This window comes from Spartobacteria bacterium UBA695 (assembly GCA_002298145.1).
In the GTDB taxonomy this organism is placed as follows: domain Bacteria; phylum Verrucomicrobiota; class Verrucomicrobiia; order Chthoniobacterales; family Chthoniobacteraceae; genus UBA695.
In genome coordinates, this window is the sequence record DBMP01000006.1 from 1 (window position 1) to 19239 (window position 19239).

General features: G+C 55.3%; 15 protein-coding genes. 4 read left to right on the forward strand and 11 right to left on the reverse strand.

Annotated features, from left to right (window positions below):
- Positions 1-144: 144 nt before the first annotated feature.
- The gene (locus B2828_RS02000) at positions 145-432 is read left to right on the forward strand and encodes a hypothetical protein (RefSeq protein ID WP_479632002.1); all 288 of its coding nucleotides are present in this window, start codon (positions 145-147) and stop codon (positions 430-432) included.
- On the opposite strand, the gene B2828_RS02005 is transcribed toward B2828_RS02000, so the two are convergent.
- Positions 429-1070 carry a transposase family protein gene (locus B2828_RS02005; protein ID WP_479632003.1) on the reverse strand — a complete coding sequence of 214 codons (642 nt, stop codon included), beginning with the start codon at positions 1068-1070 and terminating at the stop codon, positions 429-431. The genes B2828_RS02000 and B2828_RS02005 overlap by 4 nt on opposite strands.
- Before the next feature lie 315 nt (positions 1071-1385).
- Between B2828_RS02005 and B2828_RS02010 the strand changes: the two genes are divergently transcribed.
- Together B2828_RS02010 and B2828_RS02015 are read left to right on the forward strand one after the other, a co-directional pair.
- On the forward strand, positions 1386-4550 hold the full coding sequence (locus tag B2828_RS02010) for a Kelch repeat-containing protein (RefSeq protein WP_479632004.1): 3165 nt from the start codon (positions 1386-1388) through the stop codon (positions 4548-4550).
- A 28-nt stretch (positions 4551-4578) separates the two neighbouring features.
- Entirely contained in the window at positions 4579-5496 is a 918-nt protein-coding gene (locus B2828_RS02015) for a hypothetical protein (RefSeq protein ID WP_479632005.1), read from the forward strand.
- Positions 5497-5636: 140 nt separating this feature from the next.
- On the opposite strand, the gene B2828_RS02020 is transcribed toward B2828_RS02015, so the two are convergent.
- The 6 genes from B2828_RS02020 to B2828_RS02045 form a co-directional block, all read right to left on the reverse strand.
- Positions 5637-5921: a polysaccharide lyase beta-sandwich domain-containing protein gene (locus tag B2828_RS02020; protein WP_479632006.1), complete on the reverse strand. Its 285-nt coding sequence runs from the start codon at positions 5919-5921 to the stop codon at positions 5637-5639.
- A complete protein-coding gene (locus tag B2828_RS02025; protein WP_479632007.1) occupies positions 5918-6232 on the reverse strand; it encodes an integrase core domain-containing protein in 315 nt (104 codons plus the stop codon). The genes B2828_RS02020 and B2828_RS02025 overlap by 4 nt, the downstream gene beginning before the upstream one ends.
- A 312-nt stretch (positions 6233-6544) precedes the next feature.
- Positions 6545-7123 carry a DNAJC11 domain-containing protein gene (locus B2828_RS02030; RefSeq protein ID WP_479632008.1) on the reverse strand — a complete coding sequence of 193 codons (579 nt, stop codon included), beginning with the start codon at positions 7121-7123 and terminating at the stop codon, positions 6545-6547.
- A gap of 158 nt (positions 7124-7281) precedes the next feature.
- The gene (locus B2828_RS02035) at positions 7282-9066 is read right to left on the reverse strand and encodes a beta strand repeat-containing protein (RefSeq protein ID WP_479632009.1); all 1785 of its coding nucleotides are present in this window, start codon (positions 9064-9066) and stop codon (positions 7282-7284) included.
- A gap of 70 nt (positions 9067-9136) precedes the next feature.
- Positions 9137-9310, reverse strand: a complete 174-nt coding sequence (locus B2828_RS02040; RefSeq protein WP_479632010.1) for a hypothetical protein — start codon at positions 9308-9310, stop codon at positions 9137-9139.
- Positions 9311-9342: 32 nt separating this feature from the next.
- Positions 9343-12726 carry a tetratricopeptide repeat protein gene (locus B2828_RS02045; protein WP_479632011.1) on the reverse strand — a complete coding sequence of 1128 codons (3384 nt, stop codon included), beginning with the start codon at positions 12724-12726 and terminating at the stop codon, positions 9343-9345.
- Positions 12727-12943: 217 nt separating this feature from the next.
- Between B2828_RS02045 and B2828_RS02050 the strand changes: the two genes are divergently transcribed.
- Positions 12944-14110: a LacI family DNA-binding transcriptional regulator gene (locus B2828_RS02050; protein WP_479632012.1), complete on the forward strand. Its 1167-nt coding sequence runs from the start codon at positions 12944-12946 to the stop codon at positions 14108-14110.
- 8 nt (positions 14111-14118) lie between these two features.
- On the opposite strand, the gene B2828_RS02055 is transcribed toward B2828_RS02050, so the two are convergent.
- Genes B2828_RS02055 through B2828_RS02070 form a run of 4 tightly spaced genes read right to left on the reverse strand, consistent with a single transcriptional unit; the run spans position 14119 to position 18965 of the window.
- The gene (locus tag B2828_RS02055) at positions 14119-17172 is read right to left on the reverse strand and encodes a hypothetical protein (RefSeq protein ID WP_479632013.1); all 3054 of its coding nucleotides are present in this window, start codon (positions 17170-17172) and stop codon (positions 14119-14121) included.
- Positions 17173-17209: 37 nt separating this feature from the next.
- Positions 17210-17992, reverse strand: coding sequence for a PulJ/GspJ family protein (locus B2828_RS02060; RefSeq protein ID WP_479632014.1), 783 nt, complete (start codon positions 17990-17992; stop codon positions 17210-17212).
- Positions 17989-18471 carry a type IV pilus modification PilV family protein gene (locus B2828_RS02065; RefSeq protein ID WP_479632015.1) on the reverse strand — a complete coding sequence of 161 codons (483 nt, stop codon included), beginning with the start codon at positions 18469-18471 and terminating at the stop codon, positions 17989-17991. The genes B2828_RS02060 and B2828_RS02065 overlap by 4 nt, the downstream gene beginning before the upstream one ends.
- Positions 18468-18965 carry a hypothetical protein gene (locus B2828_RS02070; protein ID WP_479632016.1) on the reverse strand — a complete coding sequence of 166 codons (498 nt, stop codon included), beginning with the start codon at positions 18963-18965 and terminating at the stop codon, positions 18468-18470. Before B2828_RS02070 ends, B2828_RS02065 begins: the two co-directional genes overlap by 4 nt.
- Positions 18966-19239 lie beyond the last annotated feature (274 nt).

The window sequence follows — 19239 nt, forward strand, 5'->3', positions numbered from 1 at the left end:
CGCATCGCCCAGCGGCGCCCCCAGGCGTACCAGAAGCGAACGTTCTGAGGGAGTGGTCTGGATCTGTTTTGGCAGCCGGGATCGGAGAATCTGATTCTCTGCTTTGAGATAAGAGATCTCGCGCAGAAGGATCGACTGCGTCATGTGAATCAGGAAAACGAGGAGCGGATTTTGACGGACTCTGGACATCGAAAAGTACGGAAGGAGATAGTCAAGCAGGCGGTTTTTCGATATGAATCTCTGAGCCGTCGAAAAAAGGATTTTATAGAGGCAACGTGGGGAAGAACAAGGTTTTTGCATACCGCTCAAATCCCGAGGGAACGGCTTCGAGTGGACGAGATGCCCGGAGGCGAAGCAATGGTCGAGCGTGTTGGCAGAAAAGGGCGTTTCCGCACCATCGAAATGGCCGCCCATATCGGCGTTTCGAACTAGAGAATCCGAATGCTGTTAACCGAGAGCAACTTTCCGTAAAGAGGAAAGCCAAACCACAAAGGATTCGAGTCGTATAAGTGGTTCAAAAACAAGAGAAAACGGAGAAAAAAACAGAGAAACCATTCCGAAGAGAGTTGTGCATGGGGAGGCTGGCCCTTGTGGAGGGTGTGCTCGTCGATGCCCAGCACCATTGGGCAACGCAGGCTGAGACGCTCCTTGGCTTTGCGCTCGGTAAACTGGTGGTAGATGCGCTCGATGGTGGCGCTGCCGATGTGGAGAATCCGAGCGAGAGTGGAGACGCAGATGCCATTGTCGTACTGGCGATAGGCGTCTTCGCGGAAAGGTTCGCTGCTGTGGCGCCCGGCGAGGATACCGGGCAGCGGCGGGACAAAGCAGTGATGGCAATCCCGGCATCGCAACCGCCGGGTATGGACAACCAGGCAGGTCGGTTCGCCAAAGCGATCCAGGTGGCGCACCTGCTTTTGATACCTGCCCTTGCTGTGGAGGCGTCCGCCTCCACAGCAAGGGCAGGAGCACGTTCGCGCCTCGGGTTTAACGTGGATTTTAAGAGGCTTTGTGGCTTCGGTACGCAGTACCTGGTAGCCGTCGATTCCAATTCGATTGAGCAGGGTGGTCATTAGGACTATTTTTCATCTTTTGTCCTCCCTCCCCATTCTTTGATGGAGAGCCCATTATCCGCCGTATGGATACAAACGCTTCAACAAAGAGACGTTGTTGATTATCGAATAAGCCTGAAGCGCCCCCCAGCATCACATCAAGACAGGCCGGGCAATTAAGGATCCAGTAAGATCGAATGAGGCATTCCGACATCACCCGGTCGGTTCAAACTCCCACCAAACCAAGAAGTAAATCAGAAAAGATTGCGCAGGCAGATTCGTTTTGATTTTATTGGGCGCGATATCGAATTGTCAGTTTTGGTCAAAAGGAGTCCCATGAAGTTATCCAGTTTCTTTAGCCTTGCCACCGTGGCGAGCGCCACATTGTGCGTGTTTACCTCGACCATCCGCGCCCAAGTGCCGCAAATCATCAACTATCAAGGCCGGGTGGCCGTTGGCGGGACGAACTTTACCGGCTCCGGCCAGTTCAAATTCGCTCTGGTAGATGGAGGCACAAACACTGCATCCACAGCCACGGCCACCCCAACCGTTTCCTATGGATATCTGGTTGCTGTCACGGTGCCGAATGGCTGCGGCGGTTCCGGCTATACCTCGGCCCCAAAAGTGACCATAACCGATCCAACGGGCACAGGAGCCGTGGCCACGGCCAGTGTCTCCGGCGGAGTGGTCACCGCCGTCACGGTTTCAACCCCCGGTTCAGGCTATTCCGCAAACCCCACGGTGACGATAGCGGCCCCTCCACAGAACATCGTTTGCACGTCGTTTTGGAGCAACGATGGCTCAAGTGTTGCCGGGGCACCGCCGACTGCGGCAGTGACTCTTCCTGTTGCGCAGGGACTTTATTCCGTGCTTCTTGGAAATACCAGTTTGCCAAATATGACGGCCATTCCTTATGGAGTATTCGGCAATTCCGATGTTCGACTGCGGGTATGGTTTAACGACGGCACCGCACACGGTTGGCAACAACTTACTCCCGATCAACGCATCGCTGCGGTGGGGTACGCCATGACCGCCAATTCTGCTCAAACAGTTCCTGATGGGGCAATCACCAGCGCCAAGATTGCCGCTGGTGCGGTGACTTCCGCTGCGATTGCGAACGGCGCCATCACTTCGGCCCAACTTGCGCCGGGAGCCATTTCAGGGTCGAACATTGCATCTAACTCAATCACCGGCAGCCAGTTGTCGCCCACCGCTGCGGCCGACAGCGTGGGACAAGGGGCATTCATCATGTCGGATAATCCGAGTGCCACAAACCTAACGAATGCGGGTTATGTCAATGTCGGAAAGCAGAAAGTGAAATCGGAAGGATGGAATAGTTCATCGGATCCATCTTTATTTAGCGGAATTGCGGATGATAAATTAAGCTCGTTTTTGTTCTTGAACGGAACAAACGTGATGGCTGTCGGAGTGCGATATGACTATTCGGGAGCACAGCCGTTAGTCGTTGCAAAATATAACTCCTCATCCCGAAACTGGTCATTTGTTCCCACCACGGGAACGGGACCGTCGTTCCGAGAAGGTTTCTCTGCCGTTTGGACGGGGACCGATGTCATTATTTTTGGAGGGCGAGATGCCAACCAGAAAGCTCTTGGCGACGGTGCGCGATTCAACTCTGCGAATAATGCATGGACGCCGATTTCTTCGGTCGGAGCGCCTTCCGCGAGATTTCTGCAGACAGCTTTGTGGACTGGCAGCAAGATGATTGTCTGGGGTGGATACGGAGTTGGCGGGGATATTCAAAACGGGGCTCTGTACAACCCAACCACGGATACTTGGAGTCCCATCAGCACCACGGGAACGGTTTATATGCCCAGCGCAACTGAAAATGCGACTGTCTGGACGGGAACAGAAGCGTTTTTTTGGGGGTACAACTTCGGTTCCTCAAAAAGCTACGCTCTTACCCGCTACAATCCTTCAAGCAACACTTGGAGCTATGGAGCGATACCCTCGGTATCAGGATCAAATAGTTCTTTTTCCTTAAGTAACACTGCCATACCAAACGCCGTCTGGACCGGCACAGAGATGATTATTTGGAATGTTACTGTTTCCCAGACCCCCACGCCCGCCAGTCCAAGTCATGCGGCCCGGTACAATCCCACGACGGACACATGGTCTCTGGTTACAGGGACGGGAAGCCCCACAGCATTGTATAATTCACCAAGCGCTGTCGCATGGACCGGCTCCCAGATGACCGTTGTTACCGGTTCCGACAGTGGAGGCTCTTATAATCCCGCAACGGACTCCTGGTCGCAAATCTCACCCTATGGCCTGTCATTCCCATCGTATGTTTCGCAACCGGTTCAGGCATTATGGTCTGGGTCAGATACGGTAATTTGGAATAATTGCAGCGCTCCTTCTTCCAATGGCGGGAGATTCAACCCAAACACAAATTCCTGGACTCCCATTTTGGGGACAACCCGTCCCGGTATCCGCAGTCAGGCACGCGCCTATTGGACTGGAAACGCGCTGCTGGTTTGGGGCGGGTATTCGTCTTCTCTGGCATCTTGGTTAACCGATGGGCGACTCTCAGGAGCTTCACTTTATGATTATTGGAGTGCCATTGGAACCACCGGAGCGCCCACGGCTTCATCAGCATATAGTACCGTATGGACGGGAACCGAGCTGATCGTTTGGGGCGGATGCAATGGTTCGACGGTTTTTAAAACCGGCGCGCGCTACAATCCCGCGACGGACACATGGACCGCTGTTTCGACCAATGGCGCACCGGTCGCCCGAAGCAACCATTCCGCCATATGGACGGGCACAGAAATGATTGTCTGGGGCGGCAAGGGGAGCACCGGCGCCCTTTTAAGCGATGGCGCGCGCTACAATCCCAGCACCGATACTTGGACATCACTCTCGACTGGTGGCGCGCCCGCGGTAAGGATGAACCATTCCGCTGTGTGGACAGGTACGGAGATGATCGTGTGGGGGGGCAATGGAAACGGGGGTAGCTTTGTAAACGACGGTGCGCGCTATAACCTCGCCACCAATACCTGGACCGCCTTGCCTGCCACCGGAGCGCCTGCGGGCCGCATCAACCCCGCCGCCGCATGGACCGGGAATGAGATGCTCATTTGGGGCGGAGAAATCTCCAGTTCGACAACAACGAATACCGGTGCGCGCTACAACCCCACCACCAATACCTGGAAGACAATGAACGCCAGCGGCGCACCCAGCGCGCGCACTCTTCATACGGGGAGCTGGATTACGAATAAATTCGTCGTGTGGGGCGGTTCGGGAACGCCCGGTGGCGGCGCGCCAATTTATGGGGATGGCGCGTATTACAGCCCAGTTTACGATCAATGGACACAGATCAAGGCCGATTCGGCTCCCAGCGCTCGATATGGGCACTCTGTTTCCGTGGACGCCTTTAATAGCAAGCTATACATCTTTGGGGGAAACGATGGCAGCAATGATTTGAACGATATATTCTATTATAGCCCCGAGTTGGACATGTTCCTTTACCAGCACCAATAGCGATATTGACAGGGCATCTGCTGCATCCATGAAACCGCAATTCCCTTTTCTCAGCGCGCTCGGCCTCATCGCATTCGCCTGTGCCGCAGGAGCAGCCCCGCGCACAAGTGCGGATTATTCCATCTCTTCGGAATCCATCGACCAGGGAGGCGCACTGCTGACCAGCGCCAACTATGCCGTTAACGCGAGCGCCAACGACACAGGTGCCACAGGAAGCGAACCGACCTGCGGCTACCTTGTAAAGAGCAGTTATATCGGCCAGCTATTTGATGTAGTGGGAGCGCTCCCCACCGCTCCTGTGGCAGAGATCGTTGAGGGAGGAACAGTACAACTTGGAGCGTTGCAAGTGCTTGATGATGCTACGGTTCTGCCGTTCTCTCCGTCGCTCGCTACTTGGAGCGTTGGAAGCGGCCCGATTACCTCGATTACCCCCAACGGCTTCGCTACCGCCGCACTCGTCTATCAAAACACCTCGGCTACCGTCCGACTCAACTACCAAGGCTTCACGGGCACTCTCTCCCTCGCCGTCCTCAATGTGAACACCGACGACTTTGGCATCTATGCGAAGGACGGCATTCCTGACGATTGGCAGGTTCAATACTTTGGTCAAAATAATCCGAACGCGGCCCCCGACGTAGACGCCACTGGTTCCGGGCAAACGAACCTTTTTAAATACGTTGCCGGGCTCAACCCCACGGACCCAGCCTCGGTGTTTCGCGTCACAGTGCAACCTGTTTCGGGCCAACCCAGTCAGAGGAAAATCGTTTTCAGCCCTGTGGTCTCAGATCGGGCTTATACGGTTGTTTACAAGAACAATCTCACCGACGGCACATGGACGCCGCTTGCCGGAGCCTCGCAAAGCGACAACGGCCAGCAGAGAACCGTTATTGACACAGACGCCGCAGGAAAAGCGAAATTCTACCGGGTGCAGATCAGCAAACCATAGGATTGCCCGGGGTAGGTTGCCATGCGTATCGTCGTAAGCGACGCGTAGCCTGCCTGCGATGACTTCTCCGACGATGCGGCGAACTCTGCCACCTTCGTGGCACGCGCCTTGTCGGCTACCGCTCTTGTATCAACCAGTTTCTACCACTGAACACTGGCGCCAGACATCCCCTCTTTTTCTGGGAAAGCAACAGGGTATATCTTGCCGTTGAATTTGACCTCAACCGTACCTGTTTGCTGTGCGGGGCTGGCGATGGAAATACGTGGCTTGCCTTTGATATTCTCAAAGATCATAGCGCATGACCGATCGACCGCCAGCGAGCTTTTGGCAGTCACCTCACACTCTCCTGCCTCGTAAAAAATCGCGAAGATCGTCTTGCCGCGTTGAATCGCTTGCAATTGCTTAGTATTACTTAGAATTTTCATGCGCGGAGGATGGGTTTGTCCATCTTCTGCGTAAGGAGGCCGTAGGCCGACTGGAGCGGAAGATGGACACGCTGAGGCGCAAAGCTTGCCAGGCTTTGGTATCCAAGCTTGCTGTGTGGCCTATATTGATTGTAGTGGCGCCGGTAATCTTCGATGACCACGCACGCTTCGGTCAGCGTCCAGAGTTGCTCCCGGTTGAGGCATTCGTCCCGGAATCGCCCATGGAAGCTTTCTACGAAGCCGTTCTGCCACGGGCTCCCGGGTTCTATGTAGAGGGTTTTGATCCGGTTCTCTTTGAGCCAGCGCTGCACTTCCTTGGCGATGAATTGCCTCGCTTTGCTCGCCCTCCGGGCTACCTTCGGCAGGCTATCTACGCTGCGCTACTGTTATCGCTCCTAAGGTATTCCGGTGCTCCGTGCTCTTGGATCGCTTTTCCCATCCACTCCAGCACGTCGGCGCTACGCAATGCCCGGTCGGTTCGCAACACGTGGCACTACGGCCTCCTTACGCAGAAGATGGACAAACCCATCAAAACAACCTAACCATACAAACCATTCCCGCGGCCTAACTCTCCCCTGGCTCAGTTTTGTGAATCCTGTCACATAGAGAGCCGGATTTAACCGTTATTTAAACGAGCCGTAGTCGGCCCTGATAATGACAAGGTCGCCCTTTCCGTCCGCCTCAAGTGGTAACACCAATTTATCGGGTTCAGAAACGGTTGTTTTATGAGGTTTTCCACCGACAGTATAACTCACGCGCAACTCTTTTGGGCTGCCATAACATGGGTCACCTTCAAATGTATCATTGCTAACCTCAATCGAAAGCGCATTTGCTTTGATCGCCGCTGCTAACTTTTCCGTCACATCTATGTTTTTGTCTGGAAGGTTGCCATAGACCGCCTTAGTAACAGTCAAAGTCTTGCCAACGGGTGCTTTGATAACTAGAAAGCCATTTTCAAGCATCACACTGCTCGATCGAACGTCATCAATGGTATATTCAACCTTCAGCTTTTTCTGGGCACCGTATGCTGGATCCCTTTGCATTAGCTCGTTGGTGACAAGAATAGTAAGGGCATTATTAGTCACCAATCCCTTTACCTGATCAGTCACATCGGCAGTCTGTGCCATTAAGGAGTGAACTGATAATAAAATTCCAGAGACAATCAATGTTAGTATTTTTTCCATGGTAGGTGTTTTTTTCATAAAATGGGGGAATTAACGTCCCAACGCAATCAGGCCGACCACGCAATGAGTTTTCTGTAAAATATGTGCTGGCAGGGGTGTGTTTAAGCGGCTTGAAGTTGGGAAGGCGAGTTCATGTTGAGGTAGATTTTGGCTATAGCGGAAATCCCTTGATTCTGTTACTCGCCTCTGCGACGGCGCAGGCATTGGCCAAAAGCGAGCATGCCGACGCCGCCCACCAGCATCGCCCAGGTGTTTGGCTCGGGAACCACCGTCAGAGTCACATCGTTGGAATTGGCGTCTCCATCGGCGTTGGACGAGAAACTCAAGAGGTATTCAGTACTTCCAAATATGAACTTATAGTTGGCGTTCGAGGTGAGCGTGTAGGTGGTGCCGCCCGCAAGGATCGTGGAGAAGTATCCGCTCGTCGCACCGGTACCGGTGTTGTCGATGAGGGTAATCGTGTCGCCCAGATTCAAGCCGCTCAACGTGGAAAGATCCAGCGTGCCGTCAAGGCTTACACTTCCCATAACCTTCACCTGATCATAGGAGATTCCAGCGCCCGTTCCGCTCACTTCTGCCACCAATATGGAGTTATGGTCCACGGTGAAGTTGCCCTCAACTGCGGTGATCCCAGCGCTGTTGCCGGGAGCGAGGGTGCCGCTGGTCAGCGCGAGGTTTCCCGTCACGGTGCTGTTGCCTTTCAGCAAGCCGCCGACGCTGGCGCTTCCGGCAATGGTGCCGTTGGCGTTCAATGTGGCTTCCGCAGAAACCGAAAGCGTGCTGATGGACTGGGTAGTACCACTGAGGGTCGTGGTGCCGTCGGCAATGGTCAGGCTGCTGGCGCTGTTCGTCCCGGAGAGGGCGCTGGTGCCATGGAGTGTCGTGGCACCCAGGGTCAGGCCGCTGCCGTTAATCGTGGCGCTGGTGACAACCACCGTTCCTTTCGCATTGCCACTGCCGGCGAGAGTTGCTCCGCTGCTCACATTAAAGCCACCTGTTGTTGTACCACTGAGGGTCGTGGTACCATCGGCAATGGTCACGCTGCTGGCGGTATTCGCCCCGGAGAGCGTGCTGGTGCCATGGAGTGTCGTGGCACCCAAGGTCAACCCGCTGCCGTTGATCGTAGCATTGGTGCCGCTCACGGTGTTATTGAACGTCAAGCTGCCGGAAATTGTGCCTCCAGTGACCACAGTAGCTCCCCCAATCGTACCGGAGCCGGTCAAGATTGCACCGCCCAGGGCAATCGCGGTATTGGCCAGGGAACCATTCACCACCATTTTGCCGTTATAAATCTTGGTGGCTCCTGTGTAGGTATTGACGCCGTTGAGAGTAAGTACCCCGGTAAATCCCGTTTGCAAAACGATCCCTGTCGTGATTGAACCGGTGTTATCGACAACCACTCCATTGATGGTCATGCTGCCGCCCGCCCCAGTGAGTTGGAGCGATCTCGAATTGCCATAGGATTGAACGGTCCCGCTAACCAGGAGAGGTGTGCTATTAACCAGATTGAGGGCGTTGCTTGAAGAACTGAACCTGATGCCAGCCAGCGTAAGTGTAGTGGAACCGGAATTGATCGTCTGAACACCGCCGGTTTGGAACCAGACATCGGGCGAAATTGACGTGACGCCGCCACCGGTGACCACGATCCCTGCAGCATTCGAGATGGCAATCATCCCCGAGCCTCCGATTGAATAATCAACCCCGGTGTTGTCAATGGATAGTGAGGCAATCGTCAAGGACGATCCCGAATAGGTCAGCGCATGAACCACGCTGTCGTTATTGGCCAAAACAGCGGAGCCACTGGAGATCGACCCCGAAGACCAGTTTGTCGCGCTGGTGAAGTCGGCACTGGAGGTACTCGTCCATGTCGTCGTATCCGCGTATAAAGTAATACAGGAAACACCTAAAAGCAGCCCACTTCCGAGAACGCATAAGGGGGTCCGATGGGGGATGGTTTTCATATTTTTCACAGGGGTTAGGTTTTTCATATTTAGGGGAATAAACAATGTTGGTATTTGATTAAATACCAACTTACACCACAGGCGTCAACTTTTCTTTTTCTGCAAACGGTACTTCCTGTTGAACATCTTTTACCTGATTTTTCTCTGTTAAGAGCAAAACATGCGTCCCTTGGGCGGGGTATGCATTTTCATCTTCAGCAGTGAGTTGGTATTGTCTACAGAACCACTCCGCCGCATATTCCATTTCCCATTCCTTCCGCGTATCTTTACAAGCCGTTATGGACGATTTTTCAGCAGATTGAGATTTTGCCGAGCCGCATTCCCTACCTTTCCTGGAACCTTGGAAGCCAAGTCAAGAAGAGGAAGCCCTTCCTCGCTCTTCCCCTGCGCGCATAGGCTAAGCCCGAGCGCATGGACAATGGTTTTATCCTCGGGTGCCAATTCTTGCGCTTTGCGCAGAATGTTTTCGGCCTCTACGGCCTTGCCCTCCTGCAAGAGAATCCGACCTTGCAGAAGATCGTAAAACACCAGCATTGGCTTGCTGGCCAAAACCTTGCCTTCCTCTAGCAATCGCGCAGCTTCCTCCTGGTTGCCCGCCTTGAAAGCTTTCACGGCTTCCTGCAACGTCGCAGAGGCCCGCTCCTCATCAATGTTAGCGGCGGCAAATGAGTCCGGGATTTCGACCTCTGGCAGAATGATCCCCCGTGGCAGCTCGGTGGCCTTTGCCGCAAGCCCGGAACTTTGGGGCGTTGATTTAAGGAAATGCCATCCCAAGTCGTCCGCGTTGGCTCCCTCAACCCGAACCATTCCCAAACCCGCACCGCGCCGCAGATCGTCACCCGGCCCTGGAGGAAAGATGAACTCCGCCTTCTCCCCACATTTCACATCGGTCCACTCAGTGGATTGAGGCTTCTTGAAGCGGAACGCTTTCCCTGAACGGCTCCAAAGCTGCACGGTTTCACCTCCGGCTCGGCTGGTGGTATGCATCACCACTGCTGGGAGATTGCCCTTCCAAAACGAAATGCCCTTCAGTGCTCCGTTTTCCGCAGCCAGGGTTTGAATCCCCAGCTCATCGGAGAGTAACGATTGCCACGACGCCCTAGCGGCATCACGAGGCTGTGGCAACACGGCAAAGGCCAACGACGCCTCAAGCGTCCCGTTTTTCTTCAGCCGCCGGGCCACAATCTGGAGTTGGCCATCCTGCAACGCCCAAACACGGCCTTGGCCGTCCTGATGCAGAACCGTGGAAGTCCGCGTCGGAATCAGCCGCTGGCAGACACTGTTTCCGTCCTCGAATTTCTCGCCACTGAAGTAGGAATCAATCGACAGCTTACCGGGATTTTCACGCAGGCCGACAAATACGATTTGCCGATCCTTTTTGCTCAAGAGATTTTCAAATTCGGCAGCCCACCTGGAAACCGCCGGATCGTCCGAGAGCGTAATAAAAGTAACGGGGGCAGGTGTGGCTGCCTTGTTGACCGGCAGAACCCATATCCCATTGGGAGCCTTGGCCGGAGGAATGCCCGGTGCATCATCGTTGACTCCCCCTGCGCGGCGTTCGCTTGGCCGGGGCCACCAGGCATCGGGCACCGGCCACGAGGTATAAACCTCCGGAACATGCGACAAAACGACAGCTCTGTGCGTCTCCAGGATCTCCTGCCAGAGGCGCATCCATTCAAGCATGCGGGAATCGATGATGAGGTGATTGCGCGGGTACATATCCGCCGGGAGCACATCGAAAAAGAATAAATAATACTGCTTTGCGTCAAAGAACAGGCCCACCGTCATGTCCTGAATGAAGGAGGGGAGGTCGGGCCAATTGGCGGGCATTTCCTTCGAAAAGCCCCGGCTCATTTCAGTAACGGCACCAATCATCGACTTCCCCGATTGGAGCACTTCGGCATAACCGCATCCCGCGCCATAGCCAACCAGACCATCCTTTGCGGAATAAAGCTCGTAACCCACCCCATCAAAGCCTCGGTTGGTCACGTTGAAATTCGAGTTGTACGTCCGCGTCAGAGCGACCCGCTTATAGGTCACGGGCACATCCACGACGTCCCGCACTCCGTCGCACACCTTCTCTTGAACCGCGGCATAAACAGCATCGCGTTGTTCCAAATATTCCAGCCAAAAGGGCGACGTTTTCCCATTGGCGCAAAAGAGGTGGTTGGTAACTGGATCGGCCAAAACCAAGGTCTGCCCCGTTCCCGAGATCCGGGCCGCAGGATAAAGCCGAGCCGCCTGTTCAAACGATTCCGGTTTTTCCGTCGTGAGACCCCATGCCGCACCCAAGGCGTGGAGCGATCCATGAGCCCGTTTTAGCCATTCCGTACGCTCTTTCAAAAACTCCGGCGTTTCGATAAACAGCGATTCGTGCTGGTTGTAAATCCCGTGTTCATTGACCATTCCAAAGTCGATGAACCCACGGAACCCAGGCCCGAAACGAACCTGCACCAAATAGTTACGGATTTGCGCCAGTTCCTCTTCCGGGTTGTACCACGGGTTGCCCATATCCCGGGTGGGAACCTGGAGTTCGGGCAGGAAAATGACGTCATACCCCCCGGCGGGAACGTCACCAAACGACGCGACGGCCTCGGCCTGCTTGGAATCAATGCGCCGCAGGGAACAGTCCACGGGGCCACGCACGAGCCCCGAGGCATCGATGGCGATAGCCTGACAGGAACTGATCGTGTTGGAATCGATGGGAAAACCAAGTTCGGCGGTCTTCAGGACACGCCCCGCCTTTCCGGGAAGCGTGGCCTTTGTCTTCATTTCCAACCCCATCCCGACACGAATCGGGCGGGCATTTATCAGCTTGGGCGCCCCATTTTTCGTCATTTCCCAGGGATAGCCGATCACGTACGTCATTCCCAGACCCTCGATATAGTCGATCACCCGTTGCCACTGTTCCGGGCTCAACCTTTCCATGGTGGTTTGGGTATAAAGATAGAGATGGTTCAGTCCATGGCTTCGGATTGCCTCGACATCCTTTCGGAATAACGCAAAGTCCCGCTCCGATTTAGGGCCGAACAGGTATGGCCCCGCGAGCATCGCACTGACCGGCATGAACGGGTCTCCGTCCCAATAAAACGCATGCTCCGGACTGGACGACCAAAGGTGAGGCACACCTTTGGAGTCCACGTAGTTACCGGAAGCGAGAACCTTGCGGAAAGACCCTTGGCGCGCCGCTTTCACCTCCAGCGTGCCCACGGTGAGATCCCGAGGATCGGAGCAAGGTTCTCCGACCAAAGCGGCTTCTACAGTATAGCAGCCTCCGGGAAGATCGGACGGTAGATCAAGAGTGAAAGGCCCGATGGAAGCCGAGGGCAGAGCGTTTCGCAGCTCCACCTTTTGATAAAAGTAAGGCCGCTCAGAGCCCAGGCTCAGCCGAACCACAAGGGCATTGGGAAACAAGACGCCCGGACTCGCAGGGGGATCGAAATGGAGATAGAAACGACAGTGTTTTCCGGCTTCCGCTACATTACTTTCCGCCTCGAAACGAGGTTTTGTGAACCGCACTGTCGACTCCTGTGAAAAAGCAAATGGACTGCAAGCCACAAGAATCAATAAGCCCAGCAAGCTACAGCAAAAAGAGCGAAACACGAAATGCGGTTCACGGGAATCCGACTTACGAAAATGGGGGATCAGGTAAATTTGCATGCGTTACAAAAAACTTGGGGAAGGAAGCTCTCGGCAGGGTACCGTTCAACAAGTGCTGCAAATTTGGCTTATTTGGTATACTTTGTAAAGACCAATCAACCATCCGACCGCTTCGTTTTTTCATAAGATCGCAAAAGGATAGAGCCGGGCTATTCGCCCATGCCAGAGCCTCTTTTGTTCTCTTGCAAATACCAAACCAAACTCTTAATTTTTTCCCATGCCTGCCGCCCCGTTATCTTCTGTGACATCCAGTGATTTGCTCCCCATCTACGTCAAGGTAGCCCGCGAAATTCAACGTCGTCTGGCCGGAATGAAGGTGGGGGACCGCCTTCCAGCCGAACGCAAGTTATGCACTGAACTGGGCGTCAGCCGCGTGACGCTTCGCCGCGCGACGGAAGTGCTGCATCGCGAAGGCTTTCTTGAAACCCGGCGCGGCGGCGGCACCTGGCTTAAGCGGCCGATCTCGCTTCCTGTTTCCGAAGAACTAACGGTGCATCGGTTGATTGGCCTGATCGTCCCCACCGTGGAGAATCTCCTTATCTCCCGTATCGTACAGGGGGCGGAACGTTTCGCTTCAGAGGCGAATTTTCACATGGCGCTGGCCCACGATCACGGCGACATGGATTACCAACTCAAGCAGCTCCAAAGCATGGCAGAAAGCGGTGTGAGCGGTGTGGCCGTCTATCCTGACGGTGGCAACCTGTTGCGGCCCCAATTTCACGACCTCATCCGCAAAATCCAGCAAAAGGGAATCCCGCTAGTGATGATTGACCGTTATGTCCCCGACGTGGAGACCCCATGCGTGATGTCCGATAACGTTGCCGGGATGTATGCCGCTACGGAACACCTCATCATTACGGGTCACCGCCGTCTGGCTCTGCTTTCGTTTGGGCCGGAAGGCGGCGTCACCGACCAGGAACGACGCAAGGGGTTCCTGCTTGCGCTCCAAGATTACAACCAAGCACCCGAACCGGTTTTCGAGGTCGCCCTTGGCACCCAGGAACACGAAATTTCGGCACACAAGGCCGTGGTGGCCCAACTTGAGGCCAACGGCGGGCGAGCCAACTTTGACGGGATCGTCTGCATGCAGGACAACATGGCCTATGGCGCTTTCCTTGCGCTCAAAGAGGCAGGATTAAGCGTGCCAGATAACGTGGGTCTGGTCGGCTACGACAATCTCGACCGCGAGCTTTTCCATATTTCCGGCCTTAGCCTAACCAGCGTGGATCAACCCGCGGAGGACATCGGACGGGAAACCGCCCGCCTCTTGATTGAGCGCATCGAAGGTCAGCCAACCCAAAGCCGGGCGCAACATATCCTCCTCAAGCCACGCCTCGTGGTGCGCGAATCCTGCGGAGGCACCCTCCAGGAACGCACCGTATAGGAAACGTCCTATTCATAAACCGGCTCCAGGAACTGCGAGACAACCTTCCCGGTATAGCGGTCGATGGCCACGTGAAGCCAATAGCGGCGTTCCCCTTCGACGACGAAATCATTGAGCGACTTGGGAGATTTTGGATACCGGCCGCTTTGGGCAATAATGTCGATGAGTAGATTCCATGTGCGAACGTTGCCCACGTCAGAGAGAGCGCGGATAGCGGCTTCGCGGCGGCGTTTGATGACCGCATCTGCCGCCGTTCCAAAGCAGCTCTTGATATTGCTGGCGGAAATCCAGCGCATCACCAGTTCACTCCGGTTGAGAAGTGGGCTGGCCTTGGTCATGGCCGCCAGATTTCTCGCAAGCGCCTCAGCCTCCGATGAGGAAAGTGTGCTGTCAGCCTCGTCCGCCTTGATGACGCCGGCAAGCACAGCCCCAAGCACAGCGGTCTGCTGGGTGTTGAGGTTCAGCCCCCCGGCAATCGGGACGGGATCGGTCGATTGCGAAGGGTGAGCGGGCGCAGGCGATTCGTTTAGGCAAAAGACATCGAGCAGCGCAGCGTCGGCGCTCTCTGCGGTGAAAAAGTCAAGATGCTTCCACGGTTCGTCGCGAAAGGCATAGCCCATTTCAGCCACCGAGCGGAAGAGCCGGTTGAGCACCACCGGGCGGCTGGATGGGTTGTTGACGGAATCCGTGGCCAATGGATACCCCCCGTCGGCAAGGTTCCCGTCAACATAGGCCCCGTCGGCGCGACGCACCGTGCCATCAGGGTCGGCGTAATGGATCGAGGAAGAAGTCCCGTTCTCGCTCAAGTATCCCAAATATCCTGGAGAACCGGCCGTCCAAGCGGGGTTATTCGAACCGGGCCAACCTTTGGAATAGAGAATCCCCCTGGCGGTCGTCGGGCGGATTGATTGGCCAGGATATTCGTTGTTGGAAAGCGTCAGGTACCCGGCAAAAACGCCAAAGCGGTCGGTACGGGGATCGCTGCGAATTTCATCAACTAAGTTGCGGTAGGTATAAAACCCGTCGCCAGCCACAGTGGTTGCACCGCCGGTCACATTGGCGATCGACGAATAAGTGACCCATGTCGTATCGCTATCCCGGTAATACTGCAACTGATGGCTTACCGGCGAAGACGATCCGGCCGCGAAATAGGCCATCGTATACGGGATCGTCGTCGTCGACGAAATCCCCGCCGCAACGCCCGCGCACACCCCGATAAAATTGACTTTGCCGTCATTCATGACATCGCTTCCCGAGGCCGTTGCATTCGAAGGGCTCAGCAAAGTTGGAGTGGAAAAGGTCTGGGCGGCACTAATCGAAAACGTGAGCCCCGAAGAGTTCGAAAAATTACCCTTTGTCTTGGCGGAACTAGTACCGGTGGAATTCTGGATGATCACCTCCGCCGTTCCGGAACAGATGAAGCGGAACTTCGTGGGGCCCGAACTCATCGCGGCAGTTGGGTTCACGTGCGGATTCCAAATTTCAGGCTGGAACCAATACCCATATTTCCCGGAACCAGGCGTCGAGTAGGGCAACTCAAAAATCCGGGCTATGTAGGGCAGGTTTTCAACCCCGCAATAGGTGTTCGAATTGAACGTTATCCGGGTGGGATAGGAGTCGGTATCGTATTGATCAATGAGGTTCGCTCCGATTTGGATAATCTGTGTGTAAAGCGCGGTATCCAGCGAATACCGGTTGGCGAACGTGTTGCCTTTGAGCCCCTGCCCCAGCGAACCGAAGGCGATGGCGGCCTGGAGCAATTCGAAAAAGTCCGGTTCGCGGCCCGCCGCAGCCACGTCCGCAAGGGAGAAAATGCGCGTGGCATCTCCATGGTTGTAAACCCACGGATCGGACGAGGAAGAACGCGTCAGGCCAAAGTATTTATAGATTGTCGATGACGCCGAGGCCGTGGTCCCATCAGTAATCAACGCCAACCGGCTGAGAGGAAAACGGTATTTAAGCAACGGTTCCCCCACCTGCGCCGTTGTGCCGTCGCTGTCCCGCGTAAATGTGCCGCTCACGCGCGTATTGATCAGGCTCGGGTTAAAAACATCATCATTCGCCCCCACCTTGGCCCGAGTAGAGTTCGGGGTATAAGAAGGTGCATTCAACGCGCGGGTGTAGGTGCCCAAATATTGGAGGGCTTTGAGTTGGAGCTGCGACGGATTGGCTTTGGCGTAGTTGATGAGGTCCCGACGGGAAAGAAAGGTCTGGTCTCCGGACGCCACCATGACAAACCCATTCGTGGCGCTAAGGACGTAGTTGGTATAGGAGGTAACGTCGGATGCGGTGGTTTGATTGCGCCAAGTAACAAGAGCACTCGCATTGGGGATGGTGTCGATGCCGCTGATATTCTCCAAGCCAACTTGGGGCAAAACTCCACGACGGGAAGTGAAGTCGGTCGTTACCCCGGAAGGATACCCGGCCACGTTCACGTCCAGCAGGCCGCCTTCATCATAAATAACATAGGCAAAGCGCCCGATGGCATACTTGGTATTGGATGCCGACTTGTTGGCCAAGTCCGACAATGAAGGCAGCGCGGTGGCGTCGCCAATGGCCCCGGCCCGCGTCACTACCACCCAATCGGGAGCCACGAAATCCGCAGGAAGGCTGCCGCCCAACAGGTACGGCGCGTTCCAGCGATCTGCTTGGATAAAACGCCCATTGGTCGACAGGGCAGCGGTGCTATTGTTTGAACCCGACCGAACCGGCGCACGGACGCTGGCACTGTAGTCCGAGCCCGTCCAAAAGCTTAGCCCAGACGCACTGCGTTTGAGCATGTTGGGATATCCGCCATTCCCCACCCGGCAAGGCACCACGGTGGTGTTGATGGAGGGCTGGTAAATCACGATGCCATTGGTAGTGGAACTCGTCGAACCCGCCACGATTTCGGCACGCAGATCGCCCACCAGCGTTTCCAATCCCGTTTTAGCCAACCGATCGGAACGGAACTGCCCCGCGCTGGAAAGAGAAATGCTCCGGTTTAACGTGGCATGCGAGAGAAACGCCACAATCATCACGGTAATAATGACGACCGCCCCCAGCGTAATGATAAGCGCCACGCCACGCATCTTCGCGCGCCCCCTGGAAAATCGATGTCTATTTAACATAAAAGGTACGTTGATAAAGACGGATTGCCTGTACCGCCGCAGGGGCAACTCCTTTGGCAAAGTCCTTTTGAGACATATCGGCATGCCATCTGGTGATGGGCGCCTCGCCCTCGTCCGGATCGTGAAGGGCATTCACCAGCGTGGCATAGTCGGCATTCTTAAGCAGTTTTCGGCTCTTGCCATCGACAGCGGCAATGCCCACCACAATCGCAGAAACATCGCTCAGATCGCTCTGTGCGGTATTACTCAGGGTGCCATCCGTTTTCAGGTAACAAAACTCAAAACGGAAGGCAGCGTCGGCCAACACGTCGTAGTTTGCATCGGCAATGTTCGGAAGAGTCTTGGATTGAAACACCACCCCGCTAGCCCCACTCCAGTCATCCCCCTGTACACCGCGTTCCAATTGAAAATACCGATTGGCATTTGTCTCCTGAATCCGGTAGCCCACCACCGATACACCTCGGGTTCCGCTGTAGCCTTGAACACCGCTGTAAAACCCAATGGTGTCATTGCCAGTCCCCTTGGAAAAAGCGACCGGCAGATCGGAGCGGATGGAGCAGGCCGCCAGGTCCATTTCCAGCCGGTTAAAGGCCATACGCGCCCCCGAAGCACTGTCCAGTTGTTTGGAACTGCTCGTGATGGCCTTGCTTGCCATACCAATGATCTGAGATACAAGGAGGGTCAGGATCACGACCACCGCTATCGACACCATCAGTTCAATGAGGGTGAAGGCGCAGATCCGTCGGCAACGATGGATGTAGGGGGTATTCACTGCTGGGGGAAGGCGGCGACCGTCTCGAGCACGGACGCAGACTCAGAGCTGTTCAGGGCGGGCCATGTGACCCGAAACCAAATCAGGTACGGGTCCGGCCGGCCGCTCGCGGGGGAAGTGATAACATAGCTTATTTGATAGCGAGCCTTGGTCAAATCGCTCCCGGAGGAACTGTCCTGGCCGGTAATACCAAACACATTCGTCCCTGTCACGGCCCCCGAGGAACCTGTCAACGCGGGTAGTCCATAAATCTTGGAAGTGGCCGCGTACGGTGTTGCCTGGCGGTCTGCGATCATCGAAGTGAGGATATCGACCGCCCGGCTCTCGTCGACCGATTCCCCAGTCGACTTAATTCCCAGCGGCAGCAGGCCAATGATTCCGATCAACGCAAAGACCGCCACCCCAAGGGCTAGCACCACTTCGACCAGCGAAAAGGCCGCCGCCCCGTCCTTGCGCATCTCCTGGGGAAACAGCTTCATGGCCGGTAAATGCTGACCTGACCGCTCATTCCCACCACCTGAACCGCCGCGATATCCTTGGAATCGACAGCCGCCCCGGAGGAAGGTTTGATGCCCACTTGGATGGAGTGATAGATCGAACTGGAATCAATGCTCGCCTTGCCCGTGGCATCGAATTGGATCACCTGCTCAAATGTCACCGGCGCGGCCCCTGTCTTCACGGTAAAGCTTCCAATGTTAGAGTTGGAAATATCCTCGCCTGGCGTCATCCCGGCCATGGCATCGATTTGCTGCACAGAGACGTGGGGGTAGTTTTGGATCTTTCCGATGGGGTAATAAGTACTGGCGGAATTGATATCGGCGGAGGCCCCGGTGGTTCCGGCAATGGCCCCCACCGTCAGACGCTGATTGGCGCTATCGTTATAAAAGCCAATCCACACATAAGTATTGTGCGACATAGCATAGGCGCGTGCCTGCTCCAGCAACATGGGGACATCATACACTGCCCGGTTCATAGACCAACCTCGATTAAGCGAACTCATGGCAGGGAGGGTAAGGCATGTCATCATGCATATCATCCCGACCACTACCAGCAGTTCCAGTAGAGTGAAAGCGTCCCGCCGCCAAGCGGAGTTTCGCAACGAGTTAAGGGGGGGATACATAAGATACTTCCTTCCATCTTAATTGGATGACGTCAACTGAACTGACCTGCCGCGCCTGCCCAGTTTCAAAGCGTCTGCCGAAATCTGCGGGAGGCGGTTGGTTCCATCAGAGTAAATCAGTTTCATG